This is a genomic window from Laceyella sacchari (assembly GCF_004343255.1).
Classification (GTDB): domain Bacteria; phylum Bacillota; class Bacilli; order Thermoactinomycetales; family Thermoactinomycetaceae; genus Laceyella; species Laceyella sacchari.
Window position 1 is genome coordinate 80,515 of sequence record NZ_SMDD01000001.1, and the last position, 20,739, is coordinate 101,253.

The window sequence follows — 20,739 nt, forward strand, 5'->3', positions numbered from 1 at the left end:
AGATCCGTGAAAAGGAGGAAAGGGAATGAAAAAACGATTATGGATGGTATCACTCATAGCAATCTTCATTTTTTCATCTGTTTTGGTTGGTTGTGTGGAGAAGAAAAGCGCGGGCAATGGCAAGAATGACAAAACATTGATTTACGGGCGCGGGGAAGACGCCAAGTTGCTTGATCCAAGCCTCGTCACCGATGGGGAGTCCACCAAGGTGACAGACCAGATCTTTGACAATTTGGTTGAGTATGCCGAGGGCAACACAGATGTGGTACCCGGTTTGGCTGAAAGCTGGGAAGCCAGCGAAGATGCCAAAGTATGGACCTTCAAATTGCGCAAAGACGTGAAGTTTCATGATGGAACCCCATTTAACGCCGAAGCCGTGGTGTTTAACTTCGAGCGGTGGGCTGACAAGAACCATCCCCAGCACAAAGGAGGAGACTTCCCTTACTACGCATACATGTTTGGAGGCTATAAAGGGGATCCGGGACATAAAATCAAAAGCGTTACCGCTGTTGATGAATTTACGGTCAAGTTTGAATTGACCAGCCCACAGGCACCATTTTTGCAAAACTTGGCAATGTCTGCGTTTGGAATCGCCTCACCCACCGCGGTGAAAAAAGATCCGATCGCATTTACGCGTAACCCAGTGGGATCGGGGCCGTTCAAGCTGAAAGAATGGAAGAAAAATGACACGATCACCCTGGTGAAAAATGAGAATTTCTGGAGAAAAGGGGAGCCCAAACTAGACAAAGTTATTTTCAAAGTGATTCCCGACAACTCCGCACGCTTCACTGCGCTCAAGTCGGGGGATGTGGATATCATTGACGGATTGAATCCGACCGATGTCGCCCCGGCAGAGAAAGACAGCAAATTGCAGGTCTTCAAACAAGTAGGTATGAACGTGGGTTATCTTGCTTTCAACACGGAAAAGAAACCGTTTGACAATCCCAAAGTGCGTCAAGCGTTCAACCATGCGGTCAACAAAGAAGCGTTGATTAAAAATTTCTACTCTGGATTGGCCAAACCAGCGATCAACCCCATGCCGGAATTTATGTTGGGTTACAACAAAAATGTGAAAGATTATGAATTTAATCTGGACAAAGCGAAACAATTGCTTGCGGAAGCGGGTTATGCTGACGGATTGGAAGTGGAATTCTTCGCGATGACTGCTCCCCGGCCTTATATGCCGGACGGCAAGAAGATCGCCGAGTACATCCAAGCCGATCTGGCCAAAATCGGGGTAAAGGCGAAAATCGTTACTCATGACTGGCAAATCTACTTGGACAAAACGGGTAAAGGCGAGCACCAGATGGCCTTGTTCGGCTGGAACGGGGACAACGGTGATCCAGACAACTTCCTGTACGTACTCTTAGACAAGGATAACACCCGTATGCCGGACGCTGCGAATATCGCCCTCTACAAAAATGATGAATTGCACGACCTGCTCATTAGAGCGCAAGAGTTGAGCGATGAAAAGCAACGGGCAGAACTGTACATGAAAGCGCAGGAAATCATTAAGCGAGACGCGCCATGGGTGCCGATTGCCCATGCCACCGTCCCCTATGCGGCTAAAAAAGAAGTGATCGGATTCAAAACGCACCCCACGACGGAGCTGTTTTTGGAAAAAGTCGACTTCGCGCAATAAGTGGCGGAGGGCCCACCATGGCTTAGGCGGTGGTGGACCCTTTCTGCATCCATGATGATCGATAGGGATGAGGTGGTGAAATCAAATGCTGGCATATACTGCACGACGGTTATTGATGTTGATTCCGGTGCTGCTAGGCATGTCGCTGATTGTGTTTGCGGTCGTCCACGCCATACCGGGAGATCCGGCCAAGACCATCGCAGGTGACAAAGCCACACCGGAGCAACTGCAAGAGATCAGGCAAAATCTGGGTTTGGATCAACCGGTCTATATCCAGTATTTCAAATATTTGCAAGCATTGTTGCAAGGAGATCTGGGGACATCGTTGGTCAATAAGACCAAAATCTCGGAAGAGATTGGTCCCTTCTTGGCGGCAACCGCGGAATTGTCCTTTGTCGCTATCGCCATCGCCCTCTTTTTTGGTATCAATCTCGGCATTTTATCGGCATGGCGCCAAAACTCTTGGCTCGATTACGGCTCGATGTTCATTGCCCTTATCGGTGTGTCTATCCCCATCTTCTGGCTTGGTTTGATGGAGCAATGGCTGTTTGCGCAAGAGCTGGGATGGTTTCCTTCCAACGGGCGGTTAGACCCGCGGATGGAATACGAGCCAATCACGTACTTCTACATCATTGACGCTCTGCTGTTTGGCGATATGGCCATGTTGGGGGATGTGTTAAAGCATATTTTGTTGCCAGCGATCGCACTTGGTACAATTCCAATGGCGATCATTGCCCGTATGACCCGGTCCAGCATGTTAGAAGTGATGCGCTCAGATTATGTCCGCACAGCTAGAGCCAAGGGGATATCCGAGTTTTTGGTTATTTATAAACATACGCTGAAAAACGCCATGATCCCCATTTTGACGGTGGTCGGTTTGCAACTGGGCTTGCTGCTCGGCGGGGCGGTCTTGACGGAAACCATTTTCAGCTGGCCTGGGGTTGGGCGATATATTTATGACGCGATCAATTCACGCGACTATCCGGTCATCCAATCCGGCATTCTCGTGCTGGCTTTCATATTCGTCATAATCAATCTCATTGTCGACTTACTGTACGCCTGGATCGATCCGCGCATCCAATATGGAAAGGAGTGAGGCAGGATGCAAACTGACAACGTTCAACCACCAGTGACCAATCTTGCCGAAGCAGGCGCCGTGTCCCACTCCACCCAACCGGACAATCCGGCACGTGATTTTGCGCGCGCGTTCTTACGGCACCGTTCGGCCGTCATCGGCAGTGTGTTAGTGCTGATCTTTATCATTTTGGCAATCTTGGCCCCGGTTATCACACCCTATGACTACACAGAACCGAGCCCGGATGCCTTGGCCGCTCCATCGGCTGAGCATTGGTTTGGCACGGACGACCTTGGCCGGGACATTTTCACACGGATCGTGTACGGTTCCCGCATCTCTTTATGGGTGGGCTTTATCAGCATTGCTGGTTCTATTGTGGTGGGTAGCCTGCTTGGCTTGCTTGCTGGTTATTATGGGAAATGGCAAGACACGTTGATTTCTCGCCTGTTTGACATCATGCTGGCCTTTCCCAGCATTTTGTTGGCCATTGCGATTGTGGCTATGTTGGGTCCGGGCCTGAATAACGCCCTGATTGCCATTGCGATCATTAATATTCCCACGTTTGGTCGGTTGATGCGATCGCGCGTGCTCAGTGTGAAAGCAGAAGACTTCGTCTTGGCTGCGCGGGCGATCGGAATGAAGAACAGCCGGATTCTCTGGCATCACATCCTGCCCAACTGTTGGACGCCGATCATGGTGCAAGGCACCTTAAGCTTTGCGACTGCGGTAATTGAGGTGGCCGCTCTCGGCTTCTTGGGCTTGGGGGCGCAACCGCCTGATCCAGAGTGGGGGACCATGCTGTCGGACGCTCGTGACTATCTGCAATTGGCTCCTTGGACAATGGTGTTTCCTGGCGTGGCCATCATGATTACTGTCTTGGGCTTCAATCTGCTTGGCGACGGATTGCGGGACATTTTTGACCCGCGTATGAAACAATAACTTACCGTGTGAGAAAGGATTGGCACCAGTCGAATCTTTATATCAGCAGACAAGCTCGCAGATCTGGCATTTTCGCCGGATCTTTTTTTGCAAAAGTGATAAGTTGATACCAATTGCGGGAACATAAGAAAGAGAAATGAGCAAAAAGAACGGTGTGGCTGACACACTACAATGACAACAGAGGAGCGGATCAGATGGCATCTGCACACGAAATCGATTTTCGCATTTACGGCGATGACATGCAATTGGTGGAGATTGAGCTCGACCCCCGGGAAAGCGTGATTGCAGAAGCGGGTAGCCTATTGATGATGGACGACACCATTCAGATGGAAACCATCTTTGGTGACGGCAGCAAAGAGAGCAAGGGATTAATGGGCAAACTGTTCAGTGCGGGAAAACGCCTCATTACCGGTGAAAGCCTGTTTATGACCGTGTTTACCAATGAAGGCTCCACGCGCAAAAACGTTTCGTTCGCAGCGCCTTATCCAGGCAAAATCATCCCGCTTGATTTGAAACAATACAATGGGAAGATCATTTGTCAAAAAGACTCTTTTCTCTGCGCTGCCAAAGGTGTGTCGATAGGCATTGAGTTGCAACGCAAGATCGGGGCTGGCTTCTTCGGTGGCGAAGGCTTTATCATGCAAAAACTGGAGGGAGACGGACTGGCTTTTGTCCATGCGGGCGGTACCATCGTTGAAAAAGCGTTGAGCGAAGGGGAGATGATTCGGCTCGATACCGGGTGTCTGGTGGCGATGACTGCCTCGATCCAATACGACATCCAATTCGTCGGCGGGATCAAAACGGCTTTGTTCGGGGGAGAGGGTCTCTTCTTTACCACCTTGCGAGGGCCGGGGAAAGTCTGGATCCAAAGTCTGCCGTTCAGCCGCTTGGCCAGTCGGATCTTTGCCGCGGCACCGGCCGTCGGACGCAAAGAAGAAGGGAGTATTTTGGGGAGCTTGGGAGATTTCTTTGACGGGGATTAAATGGACTGTGCGGCGAACTTTGAAGCGGAGGCTGCTGGAACAAGGATGATTTGGAAGAAGCGTGCGCTTCCCAACGAGACGCACACGCTTCTTTTGTGCAAAAAAAGACTTGCTCTCTCCCTGTTTGGGGAAGGCAAGTCTTTATCGTTTAGGGCGTGTCTGATGATCAGGCCAGTTTCAACTTGATTTGCCAGACACACCCAAGTCAAATGAAAGATGATGCCGAGGTGTTGCTTAATAAGTTGCTTTTAGCGCGTAGGGTTTGGTTGTGCTCATGGCGCCGTTGTAGCCGACCACTTTCACATAATAGGTAGCTCCGCCTTGGATGGTGCCCGCTATTGATTCCGAAGAGGTGCCGGCGTATTCCGATCTAGCCAACAAAGTGCCAGACGAGTTGTACAGATACAGGTCGTAGTCTGCTGGAAGATTGGTCAAACTGAGCGAAAGGTAGGTTGATTTGCTGAGCGTAAATTTGAACCAGTCCACATCGGTGGGGCTACTGATCAGACCATTGTAGGTAGTACCGGAAATCATGGCTTTGGCTGCGGACATGCTGTCGTTTGGTTCGTAAGCATCGCCGCTGCCGCCGTTGTTTCCGCTGGAGCCTACGCCTACGCTGGCCCAAGCATTTGCTACGGCAGTCGCTTCCAGCGAGTTGGCGCCAAACAGATCGGTAGCCGCTTGGATGGTGGCATTGCGTGCGTCAATGAATTGGGAGTAGGAAGTCAGGTATTGCGTCAGCGCACGGTACCAGATCTTGCCGGCGTTGTCTTTGGTGATGCCAGGTGTGGTGACGAAGTTGTAGAATGCTTTGTTCGGAATACCGGAGTTGATGTGAACGCCGCCCCAGTCTCCTTCTCTGGTGTTGGGCAGGTTTTGGTATTCATTCATGTGACCCGGTTGGCCATACTCGTTCGGATTGGACATCGAACGCAATGCGTCGCCGGCGATGCCAGGCGTGGTGACGTCTTCACCGAGGAGCCATTTCGGGTCGTTTTTGTTTTCCACCAAGTTGCCGAGCACATCAGAGAAGGACTCATTCAATGCACCAGGTTGATTTTCGTAAACCAGACCAGCTGTACGCTCGGTGACAGCGTGGGTGATCTCATGGGCCACCACGTCCAGCGCACCAGACAACGAGGTGAACTGACTGCCGTCTCCATCCCCATAGACCATTTGTGTTCCGTTCCAGAAGGCGTTATTGTAATTTCTGCTGTAATGAACGGTGGACTTCAAAGTGGCTCCTCTATTGTCAAAGGAGTTACGTCCCAGCTTGTTGTAGTAGAAGTCGTAGGTTTTGCCGGCATAGTAGTGGGCGTCCACAGCTGCGCGGTCAGTCCACACATTGTCGGCGTCAGTTAACAGCGTGCCTGGCAAGGCTGTGCCATAGTTGGCAGTGTAGGTTTCAATTTTGCCGCCAGTGGAATACATTGGTTTGGTGATGTCGCGCAGATAGTAGCCACCGCTGTAAGAATCGGTGTTTAGCGTCTTCGTGTCGCCAAGCACGCCCGTGCCTGTGCCAGTGGCCGCTGCATGATTTACTTTATCGATTTTGTGCAAGATCGAACCATTGTGCGCATCCACAAATACATCGGCATAGACGGGCTGTTTGCCTTCCAGAGTGGACAGTGTGATCACATAAACCAAGTGGTAGTCGCCTTTTTGGGTTTCATATACATGCAATTTGCCTTTTTGGATGTCGAATTTGCTTACATTGGCTACGCCCTCGGACGCCTTCGCTTTGTTGAGTGCTTGCGCCAATGACAGCGTCGCTTTGGTATTTAGCCCGGAGTTTTTTACCTCGGGGTCATAATAACCGTTGATGGAAGTAGTAGTGCCGTTTTTGTCAGTATGGACGATCAGTTCGTTGCCAAATACCGGCACTCCTTGATATACTTGTTGGTATTTATACATCGTGAATCCCAAGGCATCTTTCTCTTGCGAAATAAGGGACAGTTCGGAAGAAGCAGAATCCATGTTGAAGAGCGCTTTGTTCTCCTCCACGATCTTCTTCACATCAGCCGGGGTTTTGGCCTTTTTATCCGAAAGCTTGCCTGTCACAAACGTGGGAACCCCTTTTTTCTTGTTCCATGTGACTTTTTCTTTCCCTTTGGATTGTTTTGATAATTTCTCCAACACGGCCATTTTCTTCGCCTTTGTCGGTTGTTCCCCTGGCGCTGCGTACACATTGGCGGTGGCCAGAGTAAACACCATGGTCGAAACCACTGCGAAAGCAGTAAATTTCTTAGCTCCCATCCCTTTCAACTCCTTTTGCGGAAGATTAAGAAATCCAATTATGTGTCAAATTATAATAATTAGATTTATAAAATGAATAATAAGACAATGTGTGTGTAGAAGTAAATATCAATGCAAAATTTTAATAAATTAATTAACTCGTAAGGCAAAAAAAGGGGATGTAAATGGGGTTTTAATCCAGTTTGTGGTGGAGGGATGGAGGAGGAGAGACATTGACGGGATTCCTTCCGCTGAATTGTCGGAGATGATGGAGATGCACGCCCTTCCTGACAATTGGACCAGCCTTGAATACTCGCGGTTTTTGGAAGAACGGAGAAAGAAAATGGCCCATGTCATCAAACAGGGTTTTTTGCGGCTTTGAGTGGCTGGAAAAAGGAACAATCCCCCAATGGAATAATCCTTGGGGGGATTTTTTTGAAATGATCTACTCACAAGCGACGCCATCCCCATCGCGGTCGAGTTTGCTGGCGTACCCGGGTTCTCCTTTATAGAGCGGTGCAGCCCCTGCTGCGCGCGCTTCCTTGCAGTTTGCGTAATAGATGTTGCTAGACTCGTCGGTCTCATTGGGAGTGGGTTTGGATGGCTCAGTGGTCGTTTGGGATTTTTGGGATTCACTGCTTTTTTCTTCGTCATCTTTGGTAGCCTCGTCAGCGTTTTTCTTGCTTTGTTCTTCTTGTGCTTTTGCTTTTTCGTCAGCATCTTGCTCGTTATTTTGCTGATCAGTGCTTGGTTGTTTCGGTTGTTTATTGGTTTTGTCGGTTTCCACTTTGACTTTTTTGTCTGTGTCCTCAGCAGGCTGAGATTGATTGGGCGCAAAGATAGAGAGAAGAATGAGGCAGAGGATGAATAAGATAACATTCCATAAACGTTTTCCTAAATCAATTTGCTTGAATTTGATTTTTTTATGTAACGGTGTTGGGTAAATGATACCGACCAAGGCAAAAAGCATCAATATAAAGAAAATGACAAACATGCTACTGCCTCCTTTGCATTTAACTGGTTTCACCATCAAACAGTTTGCATAGTGAACATAAAATGCTTTTTAGTTTTATTAATATTAAAATGTCATGTAATAGAGAGGTTACCACTAAAATCAAAATAATGCAATATTTTATATTATAAAATGTCATTAACTATTATATAAAGAGCTTGACTTTAAGGGTTGATCCATTAGTTACTGCGTAGAATGAGCCTATCTAGTAAAACAAGTTAGATTAAAACGGCGGGAAACCTGTCCCCGGAGGAGTACTTAACCCGCGTGAAGCGAATGAGAAAATGTTTTGGAGCAATCCATCCCCACCTTACAACACCATGTCATTTTTGTTATATAAATCATAATTATTTCTTGATAAAATCATATTAAAAAATACATAAAAGGAGAGGGCATCATGAGCAAGTGGGATCAATGGGAGATGGAGGACAAGATTAGGGAAGTATTGCAAGCGGTGGAGAATGATCGCGGAGAATCACATCATTTCGGCCGGCCGCTGTTTACGGCATATCAGATCGCGATCGCGATAGGCAAGCGATATCCTGGCTTTTTAGAAGAGACAGGCATGGAGATCGGCGGGGAAGGTTCGGACAGCTCCTTGGCTCGCTATATCGCGCAACAATTGTCCGTGAAGATCAAAGAAGGTGCAATTGAAGATATAGAAGGATACTTGTTGGCAGCTGACCATGTGAAGGAGATCGATTTCATCGACCCGAGCCGTGCCGAGTTTGAAGCCAATTTGACCAATGATATCTCCTTGTTCCGAATCAAAGAGTAGCGCAAAAAGTGAAGTCCCCCTTGGACCAGGGGGACTTTTCTCGTCTTATGAGCGGAAATACTCTTTCCAGCGCTTGTCAACCAGTTGCTTAATTGCCGGATCCACTTCCAACTCATCAGGATAGCCCGGTTTCATCCGCGCATCGACGATGATCGGGAATTGATAGCGAGCGTGGTGGCGCGACCATTCCGCTTGCGCGTAGATGTCATGCGCTGGGTCAAAGCGGGTGAAGATCGTCCACAAGAATGCAGATTGGCCGGAGGCGGCTGAGATATCGTCGACCAGGAAGATCATGGGCCATGATTTTAACTCTTCGCGATGATGCGCCAATAAGTGCTCTGCCAAGTCGGGCGCGTCAACAAACGCATCGGTTTCCAGCACCAGCGCCCCACGGCAGTAGACGGCGGCTTGCTTTACCCCGTGCATATCGGGACCGTGGAATTCGCCAGGTAGGTTGCGTTTGGTTTCGCCTGTGCCAATCATTACGGCTTTGCTACCATGATTGAGGCGGCGTCCCGTATAATCCAGTGTGTCCATAGAAGTGTTGCTGAAGATAAATAGGTCACACGCCGGGTCAAACCGCTCCAGTATCGTTTCCATGAGCTCGGGGAAATTCTCCAATGAGACAGGGCGATCTGTCAGCATGAGGAATTTGGTTAAGGTCAATTGACCTTCGCCCAAGATGCGGAAGGCGTTTGCCAACGCTTCCCGGCTGTAGCTCTCTCTGACGACGGCCGCGGCCAGAGAGTGGAACCCGGTTTCGGCGTATGTCCACAATGCTTTCACCCCAGGCATCACCATCGGGAATGCTGGTGATAGAAGACGCTGCAAAAATTCCCCCATATAATAATCTTCTTGGCGCGGTTTGCCGACCACGGTCGCCGGATAAATTGCGTCTTTGCGATGATGGACGCTGTCGACGTTGAAGACGGGGAAATCATGGGCCAGTGAATAATAGCCGTAATGGTCGCCAAACGGCCCTTCTAAGCGGCGTACATGAGGCGGCACATGCCCCGACAGGACAAACTCCGCTTCCGCGATATACGGATAACCGCCATCGGCGGGACGGACAACAGGCAACTTCTCGCCGATGATCAGGGAAGCAAGCAAGAGTTCCGGCAAAAATTCGGGAGCCGGCGCGATGGCTGACGCGATGAGAGCGGGTGGGCCGCCGAGATGGACGCGTACCGGGAGCGCTTGGTTCTTCTCTTCCGCGGCGAAATGGTGGAACCCGCCCCCTTTGTGGATTTGCCAGTGCATGCCAGTTGTGTTCGCGTCAAAAACTTGCATGCGGTACATGCCTAAGTTGTGCTGGCCGGTTTCTGGATGTTCCGTATAGACCAAAGGCAGGGTGACAAATGGCCCGCCGTCTTCTTGCCACGAAGTGATCACCGGGAGTTGGGTTAAGTCCGGTTGCGGCTGTTGCATTTCCAACACCGGCGCTTGCGAGGCGGGGACGGATTTTAAGCCAACCTTGAGCAACTCCATGAGTAGCTGCCGTTCTCCCCAGATTGCTTTCGGAGTGGGTGGCATCAGTTTATGCACCATGTCCACAGCTTGTCGCATCAGTGTTTCCGGCCGCGGCCCAAAGGCGAGATCGACCCGCCGGGAGGTGCCGAACAGATTGGTAACCACAGGGAAGGCGCTTCCTTTTACATTGGTGAAAAGAAGCGCCGGGCCTTCCTCGGAGATGACACGCCGGTGAATCTCTGCCAATTCTAGATGGGGATCAACCGGAACGTCTATTTCTACGATATCGTTTTCATTGCGCAATTGCTCTATAAACGTGCGTAAATTCTTGTGCACAAAACATCTCTCCTAAATTGGCAGCAGAGATGAACACATCCGAGTATCCATCCCTATTGCCAAATGGTTGCTTAGGCCTATTATACCGAAGAAGATGCGCAAAAATATAGAGTGGACGGAGATAACATAGTATAGTAAAAGCAAAGGAGTGAACAGAAGATGGCAGTGATTGTGTATTCGCGGCCGCATTGCATTGAGTGCAATGTCCTCAAGCGGTTTTTAAATGATTACCAAATTCCTTATGAAACGAGAGATTGTAGCGAAAATCCACAATATCTGGAAGAAGTGAAACAAATGGGGTTTTTGGGAGTGCCGGTCACAGTGGTGAATGGGCAAGCTATTCACGGCTTACAACCGGATGCCATTTTAAAAGCGTTAAAAGAAGAAAATGAGTAACTTTTGAAGAATCCTACCGGAATTGGTAGGATTTATTATTTATTTTCATACATGATTCATATATAATATATAAACAATCCATCAATTCTAAATGATTGGATTAAATGTAGTTGCCGCATTATTTTAATTTTTTAATTATTTCAAAAGGGGGCAACATTGTGGAACTCTTTCGCAAAAAGAGTGTGGATTTTGCCTTAGAGATGAGCAAAGGGTCGCAACTGCGACGGGAGCTCGGGGCGTGGGATCTCACACTGCTTGGCATTGGTGCAATCATTGGTACAGGGATTTTCGTTTTGACGGGTCTAGGTTCGTTGACTGCGGGTCCAGCACTTACTCTTTCCTTTATCATTGCCGGACTGGCCTGTCTGTTCGCCGGGCTGACGTATGCTGAATTCGCCTCCATCGTTCCCGTATCTGGTTCCGCTTACACTTACAGTTATGTCACCATTGGAGAATTCATGGCTTGGATTATCGGCTGGGACTTGATCTTGGAATATTTGTTAGCGGTTAGTTCCGTGTCGGTTGGTTGGTCAGGTTATTTTGCGGACTTGCTCTTGGGCTTGGGCATCGAAATTCCAAAATCGCTGTTGATGACCCCCATTGAGGGCGGGATCATGAATCTTCCCGCATTCTTGATCGTCTTGCTCATTACGTTGCTGGTATCGATCGGGGTGAAGGAGTCCAAGTGGGTAAACAACTTGATCGTGGCTCTCAAGCTATTGGTCGTGATGTTGTTCATCTTGGTCGGCTTCTTCTATGTCAAACCGGACAACTGGACGCCGTTCATGCCGTTTGGATTTGAAGGGGTATTTCAAGCGGCAGCCGTCATTTTCTTCGCCTTCCTCGGGTTTGACGCCGTTAGCACGGCCGCAGAGGAAACACGAAATCCGCAAAAGGATTTGCCCAAAGGCATTTTGTGGTCGCTTGGCATCTGTACCATTTTGTATGTGGTTACCACGATGGTGATGACGGGATTGGTCGAATACAAACTATTTGCCGGTCATGAGAAAAGTCCTGTTGCTTTCGCCATCTCAGTGACTGGGCAAGACTGGTTGCGTGGCTTGGTCAGTGTGGGGGCAACGGTGGGGATGTTGACAGTGATGTTGGTGATGCTGTACGGACAAGTGCGGATCGGTTACTCCATGTCCCGTGACGGCCTGTTGCCCAAAGTGTTTTCCAAAGTGAACATAAAAACGCGTACACCATTTATCAACACGTGGATTTTTGGTTTGGTTGCCGCATGCTTGGGCGGGTTTGTGTCGTTGAAAGAATTGTCTGAGTTGGTGAACTTGGGGACATTGGCGGCGTTTGTGCTGGTGTCGATCTGCGTGATGATCCTGCGTAAGACGCAACCCGATTTGCCGCGGGCGTTCCGAACGCCATTGGTGCCGTTGGTGCCGATTCTGGCCATTCTGTTCTGCGGATTTTTGATGATTAAATTGCCGTTCACCTCATGGATGCGTTTCTTGCTCTGGTTGCTGGTGGGCTTAATCATTTATTTCGTGTATGGTTACCGCAACTCGGAGTTGAACAAGAAGAAGTGACGAAAAAAGCTGTTGCCTTAACGGGCAACAGCTTTTTTTCAATAGGTTAGCTTATTGCTGATCAGAGGCAAACGCTTCGGCAGCAAAGCAGAGATAATAAGAAAGGCCGGTTTGCACTTCCTCCAGCATGTGGCGATGGAAATCGTCTTGCACAAAAAAACGAGCTTGGGACGCAAAGTCGGCATCGGTCAGTGCCGTCCCGTGGTCATTCAAGAAATCAATGTGTTGGCGGATCCGCTTTTTCACTTGGCTGTCGTCATATTTGCGCCCCTCTCTCAATGCACAAGCCATGCTGTGCATAAAGTGCTTTGCCTCCAGCGCCATCTCGTTCATTGCCACCACTTCGATCGGCTTGCTGGCCAGCAAATCGTAATCATACGTTTTTTTGATATGTTCGTTTTGCTCCGCCAGTGCCATCTCCCACTCTTCTTCACTTCGAAATCCTTTGAACATCGCTGATTGTTCCATGGGTTCTCCTTTCAAGGCGTGATCGATCGATTCGTCCAATGTCTGAACCAAGCGCGTCAATCGGCGCAACCGCGCCATGAGCAATTGTTTTTGGTTCTGCAAAATGGACAGCCGATCGGATTCACCAGCCAAGAGTTTAGTGATTTCTTTGAGGGGGAAATCCAGTTCGCGGTAAAAAAGGATTTGTTGCAATCGTTCCAGTTCTTGTTGACCGTACAAGCGATAACCGGATTCGCTTATTTGGCGCGGAATCAGCAGGCCGATTTTGTGATAATGATGAAGCGTCTTGACCGTCACATTTGCCAATTGGGCAATCTCTTTTACCGTATACAGCATGCGTTCCACCTCACTTGCGATTCTAAAGGCTCCTCTTGGGTGAGGGTCAATACGCATGGGTTCATTTGGAGCAAAAAAGTTTTCTAGAAACCTGATTAACTGGTTCGGGACCATAAATAGGGAGGTCAGAACGAATAATATAATACCCCGGAACATTGGCCAACTGCGATTTAGGCGGTTGGCTTTTTTTGATGATGTGTTGAAGCGTCGTTGTGGAAGTATAAAAGAAATGTTTGCTCGTCAAAAAATGGCTCCCGACATGGGAGCCGATTTGCATGGGAAGCCGCTGCTGTAACAGTTAATCGATCCACTGCAAAGTTGTGGTCGAAGAGGTTTGGCTGCTTTGTTGCTTTTTACGATCTCTCCGCTTTTTGAAGGCTTCGCGTTCCCAACGGCGCAGGAGGGGATAAGGATCGAATGAATAAGTGTTGCGGCCATTGAAACGGTATATACCATAATGCAGATGGGGAGGGAATTTTCCGGAGGTGCCGGGAGGGCCGTAGCCGGATGAACCGACATAGCCGATCACATCCCCAGGTTTGACGATGCTTCCTTTTTTCAAGCCTTTATTGAAACTGCTCAAATGAGCAAAGTAATGATAACGATTGTAAATGTCACGGATGCCAATCCGCCACCCGCCATAGCGGTTCCATCCTTTCAATTCCACATAACCATAACTGGTGCTAAGCACAGGTGTCCCATAATCGGCGAAAATGTCCGTGCCTTCATGAATGCGCAATCCACCCCAGCCGCGACGGTCTCCCCACGTGTTATGGTAGGTGTAATTGTAACGCAGAGGGATGGGGAAAGAGCGATCATAGAGTTGGACGGTTTGAAACTTGTTGTAGATGCGAGCGATGTGGGTAATGACATCCACCGTGGTGGGATGGCGGTAGTAATCCCAGATCCGTTCGCGGATTTGCTCTTCTTTGTGTCCTTTCTCCGCCAAGTAGGAAGCGACACTGTACAACACGTCGATCGGGTTGTGCCGATCCGCGACGCCGTCTCCATCCCCGTCTTTGCCGATGCCTCCGAAGAAGGAAATCGAATCCGGCAACTTATCTTCTTGGTCGGGATTGATCAGTCCAGCCCATGTGGATGGGGGGACTTGAATGGAGATGAGCGGCGGTGGACCTGCATTTTTTGACTCCTGGCGCAAGTTTTGTTCATATTGATCTATCGCGGCTAGATAAGGCCATGGGACTCCGGTCAAGGTTTGCATCGTTTCATATAAGATTTGCCGTTCCTTTGCCCGCGCTTGCACAGACGGGTCGACCTTTGGCGTTGGTGACGCGGCCGCGGCGAGCCCGGGTACTCCGCTACCGATGAGAATCACGCAGAGAAGAATCATCCATTGTTTCTTCATATTTATCACCACGGGTCAGTTTTTAAAGATAGTTTTTCTTTTTCACTGACGTTCCATGATGGAAGATGATGGGCAAAGATTTTGTGCATAAAAAGAAGAGGGCCCCATCATGGATGGGGGACCCGCATTTCATACCAACCTTATTGTGCTGCTTTGATTTGATTTACGATGTTGTTCAATTGATCCAGCATCAGCATTGCCGCTTTCACACCACCGGCTGTGTTCCAGATGACATCGTCCACTTTGAAGGCGCGGTTGTTTTTGACCGCAGTCAGGTTTTTCCACAGTGGATCGTTTGTCATTTCTTGCTCTTGAGCGTCGCCTTTTTTATCGCCCACATCATAAGTGAAGTAGAAGATGATGTCTCCATCGGCATCCGGCAGTTGCTCTTTGGAGATCTCCAAGGCAAATTCTTCCTTTTGTCCCAATTCAGTACGAGCGAAGCCCACGTCTTTCAGCAAGACACCGGTGAAGCTCAACTGTTGGTAGATACGCGTTTTGCCGGCCATGAAGCGAACGACGGACACTTTTTGTTGCAACAGGTCACCCGCGTTTTGCTTCACTTCCTGCACTTTTTTATCGTATTCAGCCAGTACTTTCTTGCCTTCTTCTACTTTGTTTACCGTTTGAGCGTACAGGTTGAAGTTGAGTTTCCAGTCACCGCGCAGCTCTTCCGCAAATACGGTCGGTGCGATGGCATTCAGCTGGTTGTACACTTTTTCTTGGCGCATTTTGTTACCGATGATCAAATCGGGCTTCAAGCTGGCGATGGTTTCCAGGTTGGGTTCATGCTCTGTTCCAACGGTTTTGACGCCTTTGGTTTCAGGCATCAAATGCTTGTAAAAAGGTTTTTCGGTAAATGATTCCACAGCGCCGACAGGCTTGACGCCCAAAGCGAGCAGGGCTTCAAGTCCCTCGTTGGTCAAAACAACTACACGCTTGGGTTCGGTCGGTACTTTCGTGGTACCCATGGCATGTTTGATGGTATGGGTTTGCCCCGTTTTTTCACTGGTGGGGGCGGGAGAGGATGAACAGCCCACAAGAGCGATCATCATCGCGCTTACGATCAGCAAAGATCGGATCAAACGTTGCTTCAGTCCGAACATGAGAATGGTACTCCTTCCGACTAGTAATTGATAATGATTATCATTATTTCGTTGCTTATACTATAGCGCTTTGGTTCGTAGGTTGTCAATCACTTTTTGATAATGATTTTCAACATCGTTGACACGCTTTCATGCTTCCCATAGACTAAAGTTGATTTTAAGAACTGATGACGGAACGAAGGTGACTTGACTTGAAAGAACTTGCCTATTCACCGGGATGGAAGTGGACGGGTCTCATTGGTGGTGTCCTTCTTGTTGGACTGTTGATGGTTATGAGTGTCAGTGTTGGTATTATGCGGATTCCTTTTGATGTGGTTATTGATTCTTTTACAAATTTTAATGGCTCTTCTAATCAACATCTGATTATTCAGACCACCCGGGTGCCGAGAACCTTGATCGCGGTGATGACAGGGGGGAGCTTGGCTATCGCTGGCGCGATGATGCAAGCGTTGACACGCAACCCATTGGCCTCTCCGGCAACGTTGGGCGTCAATGCGGGTGCCAGCCTGTTTATTGTGATCGGTGTCTCTTTTTGGGGCATGACTGGGATTTCTTCATTGGTGAGTTTGGGATTTGTAGGAGCGGCCATTGCTTCATTTGCTGTGTATGTTCTGGGGTCAGCCGGACGGGGCGGATTGACGCCGATCAAATTGACGCTCGCCGGGTCAGCTATTTGGGCCTTGTTTTCTTCATTGACCCAGGGCTTGCTCATCATGAATGAAAAGGGTTTGGAAGAGTTGTTGTTTTGGCTGACCGGATCAGTGGAAGGACGTAGCTTGGCATTGGCGATGCCGGTGTTTCCATTTATGGTTGCCGGATTTATTTTGGCCTTTTTGCTCTCCCGCGCAGTAAACATTTTGATGATGGGGGATGATGTCGCCGTCGGTTTGGGAGTGAAGACAGGGTTTATCAAATTGATGGGTTCGGTTGTGATCGTGTTGCTGGCAGGCGGAGCGGTGGCTGTCGCTGGTCCTATCGTGTTTGTGGGATTGGTGGTACCCCATATGGTTCGTTGGGCCGTCGGTACAGATCATCGGTGGGTCTTTCCTTATTGTTTGGTGTATGGCGCGGCGATGTTGCTGGTGGCGGATATCAGCGGGCGCCTGATTATGAATCAGCAGGAGATTCCTGTCGGTGTGATGACCGCGCTGATCGGGACGCCGTTCTTTATTTACCTAGCTATGCGGAATGGAGGTGAGCGGGCGTGAAAAAGATGTGGTCTTGGCGTATGAAAGGTTTCTCCATGCTGGTTGAAGCGAAGGCGCTGTGGACGCTGATGATCCTGGCTGCGATTGCACTTTTGGTGGTGTGCGTCAGTGTGGGGGTCGGCGACATGTATATCGCTCCCCAAGATGTGTTGAAAGTATTTTTGGGTTGGGGGAATGCTTATCATACGTTGGTAGTGGAAACGCTACGCTTGCCCCGTGTGCTCATCGCACTTTTATCCGGTGCCGGTTTGGCGGTGTCTGGAGCCATTTTGCAGGCGGTGATTCGCAATCCGTTGGCTTCGCCTGACTTGATTGGCATCACTGGTGGAGCGACCGTTGCCGCTGTTGCGGTGTTGACCTTCTTCAGCGACGGGGCGACTTCCCTGGTTGTGCCACTGTACTGGGTTCCGCTGGCCGCTTTTGGTGGAGCGATGGTGGTTGCTCTGCTTATGTATTTGTTGTCATTGCGGCAAGGAATAACCCCGTTTCGCCTGATATTGTTGGGGATCGGGTTGTACACCGCTATGCAGGCTTTTACCAACTTGGTTATTTTGTTGGGACCGGAGATTCGTGCGGTGCAGTCGAAAACATGGATTACGGGGAGCGTATATGGCAGCAATTGGGAGCAAGTGATGATCATTCTGCCGTGGATGGTGATTTTTTTGCCGTTGATCTTCTTTTTTGCCCGGCACCTGAATGTGCAGCAGCTGGGAGATCAAGTGGCGACGGGGCTGGGGGGGAGTGTTCACCGTGACCGGGTGCTCTTCCTGTTTTTAAGCACCGCTTTGACAGGCGCTTCCGTCGCTTTTGCAGGGGGGATCAGCTTCGTCGGATTGCTTGCTCCCCATGCGGCCCGGAAATTGGTAGGTTCATCCTATGGCGCGTTGTTGCCCGCGTCAGCCTTGTTGGGAAGCATCTATGTTATGCTGGCTGATTTGCTGGGAAGAACACTGTACGCTGCTCATGAAATTCCCGCTGGCGTGTTTACAGCTGTGATCGGGGCCCCCTATTTTATCTATCTGCTCATCCAAAGCCGAAATCGGACGTAAGAGGATAGGCTTAGTTTTTAATCTTTGTGGTAATATAAAGAGGACATTTGAAAATCAGAGAATCACTTGTCATATAGATAGGCGGATGTGGTTTGAACCTGGGGGGATTGAAGTGTCAGAGAACAATGTGACGCGTGAGCGCAAGCCGGAATGGCTGAAAGTCAGATTGAACACAAACGACAATTTCCAAGAATTGAAGAAGATGATGCGAAGCAAGACTTTGCACACCGTGTGTGAAGAGGCGCGTTGCCCGAACATCTTCGAGTGTTGGGCTAACCGTACGGCTACTTTTATGATTTTGGGTGATATTTGCACACGCGCTTGCCGATTCTGCGCGGTAAAAACGGGATTACCGACGGAATTGGATTGGGCGGAGCCAGAGCGGGTGGCTGAAGCGGTGGAGCAGATGGGTGTGCGGCACGTCGTAGTCACCTCTGTGGCCCGTGATGATTTGAATGATGGTGGCGCGGCTATTTTTGCTGCGACGATCAAAGCGGTTCGCAAACGGAACCCATTTACTAGCGTGGAAGTGCTGATTCCCGATTTTCTGGGGAATTGGGAGGCGCTGAAAGTGGTGATGGATGCCAAACCAGACATCCTCAATCACAACATTGAAACCGTGCGCCGCCGATCTGACCGGGTACGTTCCAAAGCGAAATACGACCGCTCTTTGGAGCTGTTGAAACGAGCCAAAGAGATGCAACCAGATGTTCCGACGAAGTCCAGCATCATGGTAGGCGTAGGGGAAACCTTTGATGAAGTGGTTGAAGCGATGCGGGATTTGCGCGCACATGACGTGAACATCGTCACGATTGGCCAATACCTGCAACCCACCAAAAAACACTTGAAGATTGAGCGCTATGTGACACCGGACGAATTTGCGCAGTGGAAAGAAATCGGCCTGGAGATGGGCTTCTCGCATGTGGAATCCGGGCCGTTGGTGCGCAGTTCTTACCATGCCCATGAGCAAGTGCAATCTGCGCAAGAAAATGACCAACAAAAACTGGCGCAGTAACGAAAGAAAAAGGACGGCTCTTTTAACAAGGGTCGTCCTTTTTCCAAACTACTTCATTTGCGGATTGATTTGGCGATAGGAATTCGGATACAAGGATTCGTTTACGTCGGGCGGTGTTTCGTCTCCCATTTTGCGCAAGAGTTGTTCCAGATCGCCCTTGACCCCTTCCACGTCGTGATTACCCACCATGCGCATGCCAATGTCGTTCATTTGCGACTCCAATTTGCTGTTGGTGGTGATGTGAACCCGATAATAGCGGGGCGTGACGCTTTCAGCCGTCCGTCTAGCCTCTTTGACTGTTTTGCTGTCCATTTTGCCGTTTTTGGTGCTGATGCCTACGAACACATGGTCATCGGTGACAAGAGTGGTGGCGGTTTTGACATTGGGAAGGTAAGCGACCAATTCCGAGATGTGGCGGGCAAGCAAGTCTCGGTCTATGAAGACGCTTGTTGTCGCGCCAGCCTTGTTGTGATAATGTTCTGGATTATATCGAAAATATCCCACTTCATTTTGTCCGCCGCCCCCAGCGTTTTCCTCTCCGGTAATCGTGTCGTTCCGTACGCGACCAATCCGCGTCTCCTGGCCTTCTTCACGATAGAGCGGTTCCGGGGTACTGATATTCAAAGCACCGCCTCCCGCGTTTTCGTTACCCATTCCCTGTTGATTTCCGTTGTTTTTGGCACAAGCAGGAATAAAAAGAAGGCAAGCGAGAATAATGTATATCCAGCGTTTCATTTTCTTCACCTCCTACTTGCTAAGGTGCCCAAATCCATTTTCATGATGCAGAAGGTTTTTGCCTGTTACAGGATGTGGTAACATATAATGGAGAAATGGAATAGAAAAGGTTGATCTTCATGGAACGTATTCAGATATATGGTTTGGAATATGAATTGTTGACCAATCATCGCGAAGGTTGGAACGCAGAGGCTTTTCGGCGGAGATATAGCGACATTTTGAGCAAATATGATTATGTGGTGGGAGATTGGGGCTATGGGCAGTTGAGGTTGAAGGGGTTTTTTTCTGATCATCATGCAAAGGCCACGACGGAGACGCGGATCAGCTATCTTCAGGAATATCTTAATGAATTTTGCAATTTCGGATGTGCCTATTTTGTGTTGAAGCGCTTAGCGGATAAGAAAGAAACGAAGTGAGGGAAGAGCCAGCTCTACGATTGAGCTGGCTCTTCCGGTTCATCATGACGGGGATGGCTGCCCGGGTAATCTCTTTCCAAGCCTTCATGAAACTCCCGCATTTCATATGTGAAAGCGGAGTGGATTTGTTGGCCCGGTTCCCATGGCGTTGATTTGCCCAACTTTTGATTGTGTGCCGCGCCGTAGGGGCCGTCCGGAAATTCTTCGGGTTGGATTCTTTCAGTTGAGGATGTCATCAATGCTTTCCCCCTTGACTTTAAGATAAGATGGTTCGGGGGAGGATATGCTTGTTAAATCATGGTTGCCAGGAACTGCCGAAGCTCATTGGCCTCTTCTTCGGACAATTGGTAGGCATGCTCAAGATAGCCGGGCTCATCCAAGTCATCTTGGCCGATGATGGCAAAGCGGTTTGACAAGAGGTTGAGCACGAGTAACTTGCCGTAAAAACGGTCGGTCATAGTGATTGCCAAATCAAACCGGCTTGTCTCTCCCATGAAGCTGACAAACCGGGTTCGGGTTTCTTTGGTGTCATCATATAAAAACATCCAATCATTAGACATTGCGATAAACCCCTTTAGAAGCATTTTCCTCCATTATAGCGGCTGTCGCTACTACCTGAAAGCGCAGGTG

22 protein-coding genes are annotated in these 20,739 nt (G+C 49.3%); 13 read left to right on the plus strand and 9 right to left on the minus strand.

Features of this window, described 5'->3' with window-relative positions; genetic code table 11:
- Positions 1-25 precede the first annotated feature (25 nt).
- The 4 genes from EDC32_RS00415 (at position 26) to EDC32_RS00430 (ending at position 4,639) form a co-directional block, all read left to right on the plus strand.
- The gene (locus EDC32_RS00415; RefSeq protein WP_132219577.1) at positions 26-1,642 is read left to right on the plus strand and encodes an ABC transporter substrate-binding protein; all 1,617 of its coding nucleotides are present in this window, start codon (positions 26-28) and stop codon (positions 1,640-1,642) included.
- 85 nt (positions 1,643-1,727) lie between these two features.
- Positions 1,728-2,738 (plus strand): ABC transporter permease, encoded by a 1,011-nt coding sequence (locus tag EDC32_RS00420; RefSeq protein WP_132219578.1) that lies wholly within the window; start codon positions 1,728-1,730, stop codon positions 2,736-2,738.
- A 6-nt stretch (positions 2,739-2,744) separates the two neighbouring features.
- A complete protein-coding gene (locus tag EDC32_RS00425; RefSeq protein ID WP_132219579.1) occupies positions 2,745-3,656 on the plus strand; it encodes an ABC transporter permease in 912 nt (303 codons plus the stop codon).
- Between the two features lie 194 nt (positions 3,657-3,850).
- A complete protein-coding gene (locus EDC32_RS00430) occupies positions 3,851-4,639 on the plus strand; it encodes a TIGR00266 family protein (RefSeq protein ID WP_132219580.1) in 789 nt (262 codons plus the stop codon).
- 234 nt (positions 4,640-4,873) lie between these two features.
- On the opposite strand, the gene EDC32_RS00435 is transcribed toward EDC32_RS00430, so the two are convergent.
- Positions 4,874-6,895 carry a M4 family metallopeptidase gene (locus EDC32_RS00435; RefSeq protein ID WP_132219581.1) on the minus strand — a complete coding sequence of 674 codons (2,022 nt, stop codon included), beginning with the start codon at positions 6,893-6,895 and terminating at the stop codon, positions 4,874-4,876.
- 79 nt (positions 6,896-6,974) lie between these two features.
- On the opposite strand from EDC32_RS00435, the gene EDC32_RS16815 reads away from it, so the two are divergent.
- Positions 6,975-7,028: a DUF3709 domain-containing protein gene (locus tag EDC32_RS16815; protein ID WP_375163191.1), complete on the plus strand. Its 54-nt coding sequence runs from the start codon at positions 6,975-6,977 to the stop codon at positions 7,026-7,028.
- Positions 7,029-7,079: 51 nt separating this feature from the next.
- On the plus strand, positions 7,080-7,256 hold the full coding sequence (locus EDC32_RS16170; RefSeq protein WP_158283159.1) for a hypothetical protein: 177 nt from the start codon (positions 7,080-7,082) through the stop codon (positions 7,254-7,256).
- A gap of 63 nt (positions 7,257-7,319) precedes the next feature.
- On the opposite strand, the gene EDC32_RS00445 is transcribed toward EDC32_RS16170, so the two are convergent.
- Positions 7,320-7,868 (minus strand): excalibur calcium-binding domain-containing protein, encoded by a 549-nt coding sequence (locus EDC32_RS00445; RefSeq protein ID WP_158283160.1) that lies wholly within the window; start codon positions 7,866-7,868, stop codon positions 7,320-7,322.
- A 415-nt stretch (positions 7,869-8,283) separates the two neighbouring features.
- Here EDC32_RS00445 and EDC32_RS00450 point away from each other — a divergent pair, with 415 nt between their 5' ends.
- A complete protein-coding gene (locus EDC32_RS00450; protein WP_132219583.1) occupies positions 8,284-8,664 on the plus strand; it encodes a hypothetical protein in 381 nt (126 codons plus the stop codon).
- Between the two features lie 45 nt (positions 8,665-8,709).
- On the opposite strand, the gene EDC32_RS00455 is transcribed toward EDC32_RS00450, so the two are convergent.
- On the minus strand, positions 8,710-10,470 hold the full coding sequence (locus tag EDC32_RS00455; RefSeq protein ID WP_132219584.1) for a UbiD family decarboxylase: 1,761 nt from the start codon (positions 10,468-10,470) through the stop codon (positions 8,710-8,712).
- A 159-nt stretch (positions 10,471-10,629) separates the two neighbouring features.
- On the opposite strand from EDC32_RS00455, the gene EDC32_RS00460 reads away from it, so the two are divergent.
- Together EDC32_RS00460 and bcaP are read left to right on the plus strand one after the other, a co-directional pair.
- Complete coding sequence (locus EDC32_RS00460) at positions 10,630-10,866, plus strand: glutaredoxin family protein (protein WP_132219585.1); 237 nt, start codon at positions 10,630-10,632, stop codon at positions 10,864-10,866.
- A 158-nt stretch (positions 10,867-11,024) separates the two neighbouring features.
- Positions 11,025-12,410 carry an amino acid permease gene (gene bcaP, locus EDC32_RS00465; RefSeq protein ID WP_484140790.1) on the plus strand — a complete coding sequence of 462 codons (1,386 nt, stop codon included), beginning with the start codon at positions 11,025-11,027 and terminating at the stop codon, positions 12,408-12,410.
- A gap of 51 nt (positions 12,411-12,461) precedes the next feature.
- Here bcaP and EDC32_RS00470 read toward each other — a convergent pair whose 3' ends face one another.
- The 3 genes from EDC32_RS00470 to EDC32_RS00480 form a co-directional block, all read right to left on the minus strand.
- The gene (locus tag EDC32_RS00470; RefSeq protein WP_132219586.1) at positions 12,462-13,214 is read right to left on the minus strand and encodes a MerR family transcriptional regulator; all 753 of its coding nucleotides are present in this window, start codon (positions 13,212-13,214) and stop codon (positions 12,462-12,464) included.
- A 298-nt stretch (positions 13,215-13,512) separates the two neighbouring features.
- Positions 13,513-14,580: a M23 family metallopeptidase gene (locus EDC32_RS00475; protein WP_132219587.1), complete on the minus strand. Its 1,068-nt coding sequence runs from the start codon at positions 14,578-14,580 to the stop codon at positions 13,513-13,515.
- Positions 14,581-14,720: 140 nt separating this feature from the next.
- Positions 14,721-15,686 carry an ABC transporter substrate-binding protein gene (locus tag EDC32_RS00480; protein ID WP_132219588.1) on the minus strand — a complete coding sequence of 322 codons (966 nt, stop codon included), beginning with the start codon at positions 15,684-15,686 and terminating at the stop codon, positions 14,721-14,723.
- A 191-nt stretch (positions 15,687-15,877) separates the two neighbouring features.
- Between EDC32_RS00480 and EDC32_RS00485 the strand changes: the two genes are divergently transcribed.
- The 3 genes from EDC32_RS00485 (at position 15,878) to lipA (ending at position 18,958) form a co-directional block, all read left to right on the plus strand.
- Positions 15,878-16,894 (plus strand): FecCD family ABC transporter permease, encoded by a 1,017-nt coding sequence (locus EDC32_RS00485; RefSeq protein WP_246026806.1) that lies wholly within the window; start codon positions 15,878-15,880, stop codon positions 16,892-16,894.
- Between the two features lie 5 nt (positions 16,895-16,899).
- Positions 16,900-17,943, plus strand: coding sequence for a FecCD family ABC transporter permease (locus EDC32_RS00490; RefSeq protein ID WP_342774495.1), 1,044 nt, complete (start codon positions 16,900-16,902; stop codon positions 17,941-17,943).
- A gap of 112 nt (positions 17,944-18,055) precedes the next feature.
- A complete protein-coding gene (gene lipA, locus EDC32_RS00495; protein WP_022737781.1) occupies positions 18,056-18,958 on the plus strand; it encodes a lipoyl synthase in 903 nt (300 codons plus the stop codon).
- Between the two features lie 48 nt (positions 18,959-19,006).
- Here the strand turns inward: lipA and EDC32_RS00500 are convergent, their stop codons facing one another.
- Positions 19,007-19,693 carry a YhcN/YlaJ family sporulation lipoprotein gene (locus tag EDC32_RS00500; RefSeq protein WP_132219591.1) on the minus strand — a complete coding sequence of 229 codons (687 nt, stop codon included), beginning with the start codon at positions 19,691-19,693 and terminating at the stop codon, positions 19,007-19,009.
- Positions 19,694-19,812: 119 nt separating this feature from the next.
- Between EDC32_RS00500 and EDC32_RS00505 the strand changes: the two genes are divergently transcribed.
- Positions 19,813-20,109: a YutD family protein gene (locus tag EDC32_RS00505; RefSeq protein WP_132219592.1), complete on the plus strand. Its 297-nt coding sequence runs from the start codon at positions 19,813-19,815 to the stop codon at positions 20,107-20,109.
- Positions 20,110-20,123: 14 nt separating this feature from the next.
- On the opposite strand, the gene EDC32_RS00510 is transcribed toward EDC32_RS00505, so the two are convergent.
- Positions 20,124-20,345: a hypothetical protein gene (locus tag EDC32_RS00510; RefSeq protein WP_022737784.1), complete on the minus strand. Its 222-nt coding sequence runs from the start codon at positions 20,343-20,345 to the stop codon at positions 20,124-20,126.
- A gap of 54 nt (positions 20,346-20,399) precedes the next feature.
- Positions 20,400-20,669: a DUF3055 domain-containing protein gene (locus EDC32_RS00515; protein WP_022737785.1), complete on the minus strand. Its 270-nt coding sequence runs from the start codon at positions 20,667-20,669 to the stop codon at positions 20,400-20,402.
- Between the last annotated feature and the right edge of the window lie 70 nt (positions 20,670-20,739).

Bases quoted from the DNA above. Each gene is read 5' to 3' on its own strand.
- EDC32_RS00445 (WP_158283160.1), bottom strand. From the start codon at position 7,868: ATGTTTGTCATTTTCTTTATATTGATGCTTTTTGCCTTGGTCGGTATC.
- EDC32_RS00420 (WP_132219578.1), top strand. From the start codon at position 1,728: ATGCTGGCATATACTGCACGACGGTTATTGATGTTGATTCCGGTGCTG.
- EDC32_RS00490 (WP_342774495.1), top strand. From the start codon at position 16,900: ATGTGGTCTTGGCGTATGAAAGGTTTCTCCATGCTGGTTGAAGCGAAG.
- EDC32_RS00435 (WP_132219581.1), bottom strand. From the start codon at position 6,895: ATGGGAGCTAAGAAATTTACTGCTTTCGCAGTGGTTTCGACCATGGTG.
- EDC32_RS00415 (WP_132219577.1), top strand. From the start codon at position 26: ATGAAAAAACGATTATGGATGGTATCACTCATAGCAATCTTCATTTTT.
- EDC32_RS00425 (WP_132219579.1), top strand. From the start codon at position 2,745: ATGCAAACTGACAACGTTCAACCACCAGTGACCAATCTTGCCGAAGCA.
- EDC32_RS00510 (WP_022737784.1), bottom strand. From the start codon at position 20,345: ATGACATCCTCAACTGAAAGAATCCAACCCGAAGAATTTCCGGACGGC.
- EDC32_RS00500 (WP_132219591.1), bottom strand. From the start codon at position 19,693: ATGAAACGCTGGATATACATTATTCTCGCTTGCCTTCTTTTTATTCCT.
- EDC32_RS00450 (WP_132219583.1), top strand. From the start codon at position 8,284: ATGAGCAAGTGGGATCAATGGGAGATGGAGGACAAGATTAGGGAAGTA.
- EDC32_RS00480 (WP_132219588.1), bottom strand. From the start codon at position 15,686: ATGTTCGGACTGAAGCAACGTTTGATCCGATCTTTGCTGATCGTAAGC.
- EDC32_RS00505 (WP_132219592.1), top strand. From the start codon at position 19,813: ATGGAACGTATTCAGATATATGGTTTGGAATATGAATTGTTGACCAAT.
- EDC32_RS00430 (WP_132219580.1), top strand. From the start codon at position 3,851: ATGGCATCTGCACACGAAATCGATTTTCGCATTTACGGCGATGACATG.
- EDC32_RS00475 (WP_132219587.1), bottom strand. From the start codon at position 14,580: ATGAAGAAACAATGGATGATTCTTCTCTGCGTGATTCTCATCGGTAGC.
- EDC32_RS00460 (WP_132219585.1), top strand. From the start codon at position 10,630: ATGGCAGTGATTGTGTATTCGCGGCCGCATTGCATTGAGTGCAATGTC.
- EDC32_RS00470 (WP_132219586.1), bottom strand. From the start codon at position 13,214: ATGCTGTATACGGTAAAAGAGATTGCCCAATTGGCAAATGTGACGGTC.
- EDC32_RS00515 (WP_022737785.1), bottom strand. From the start codon at position 20,669: ATGTCTAATGATTGGATGTTTTTATATGATGACACCAAAGAAACCCGA.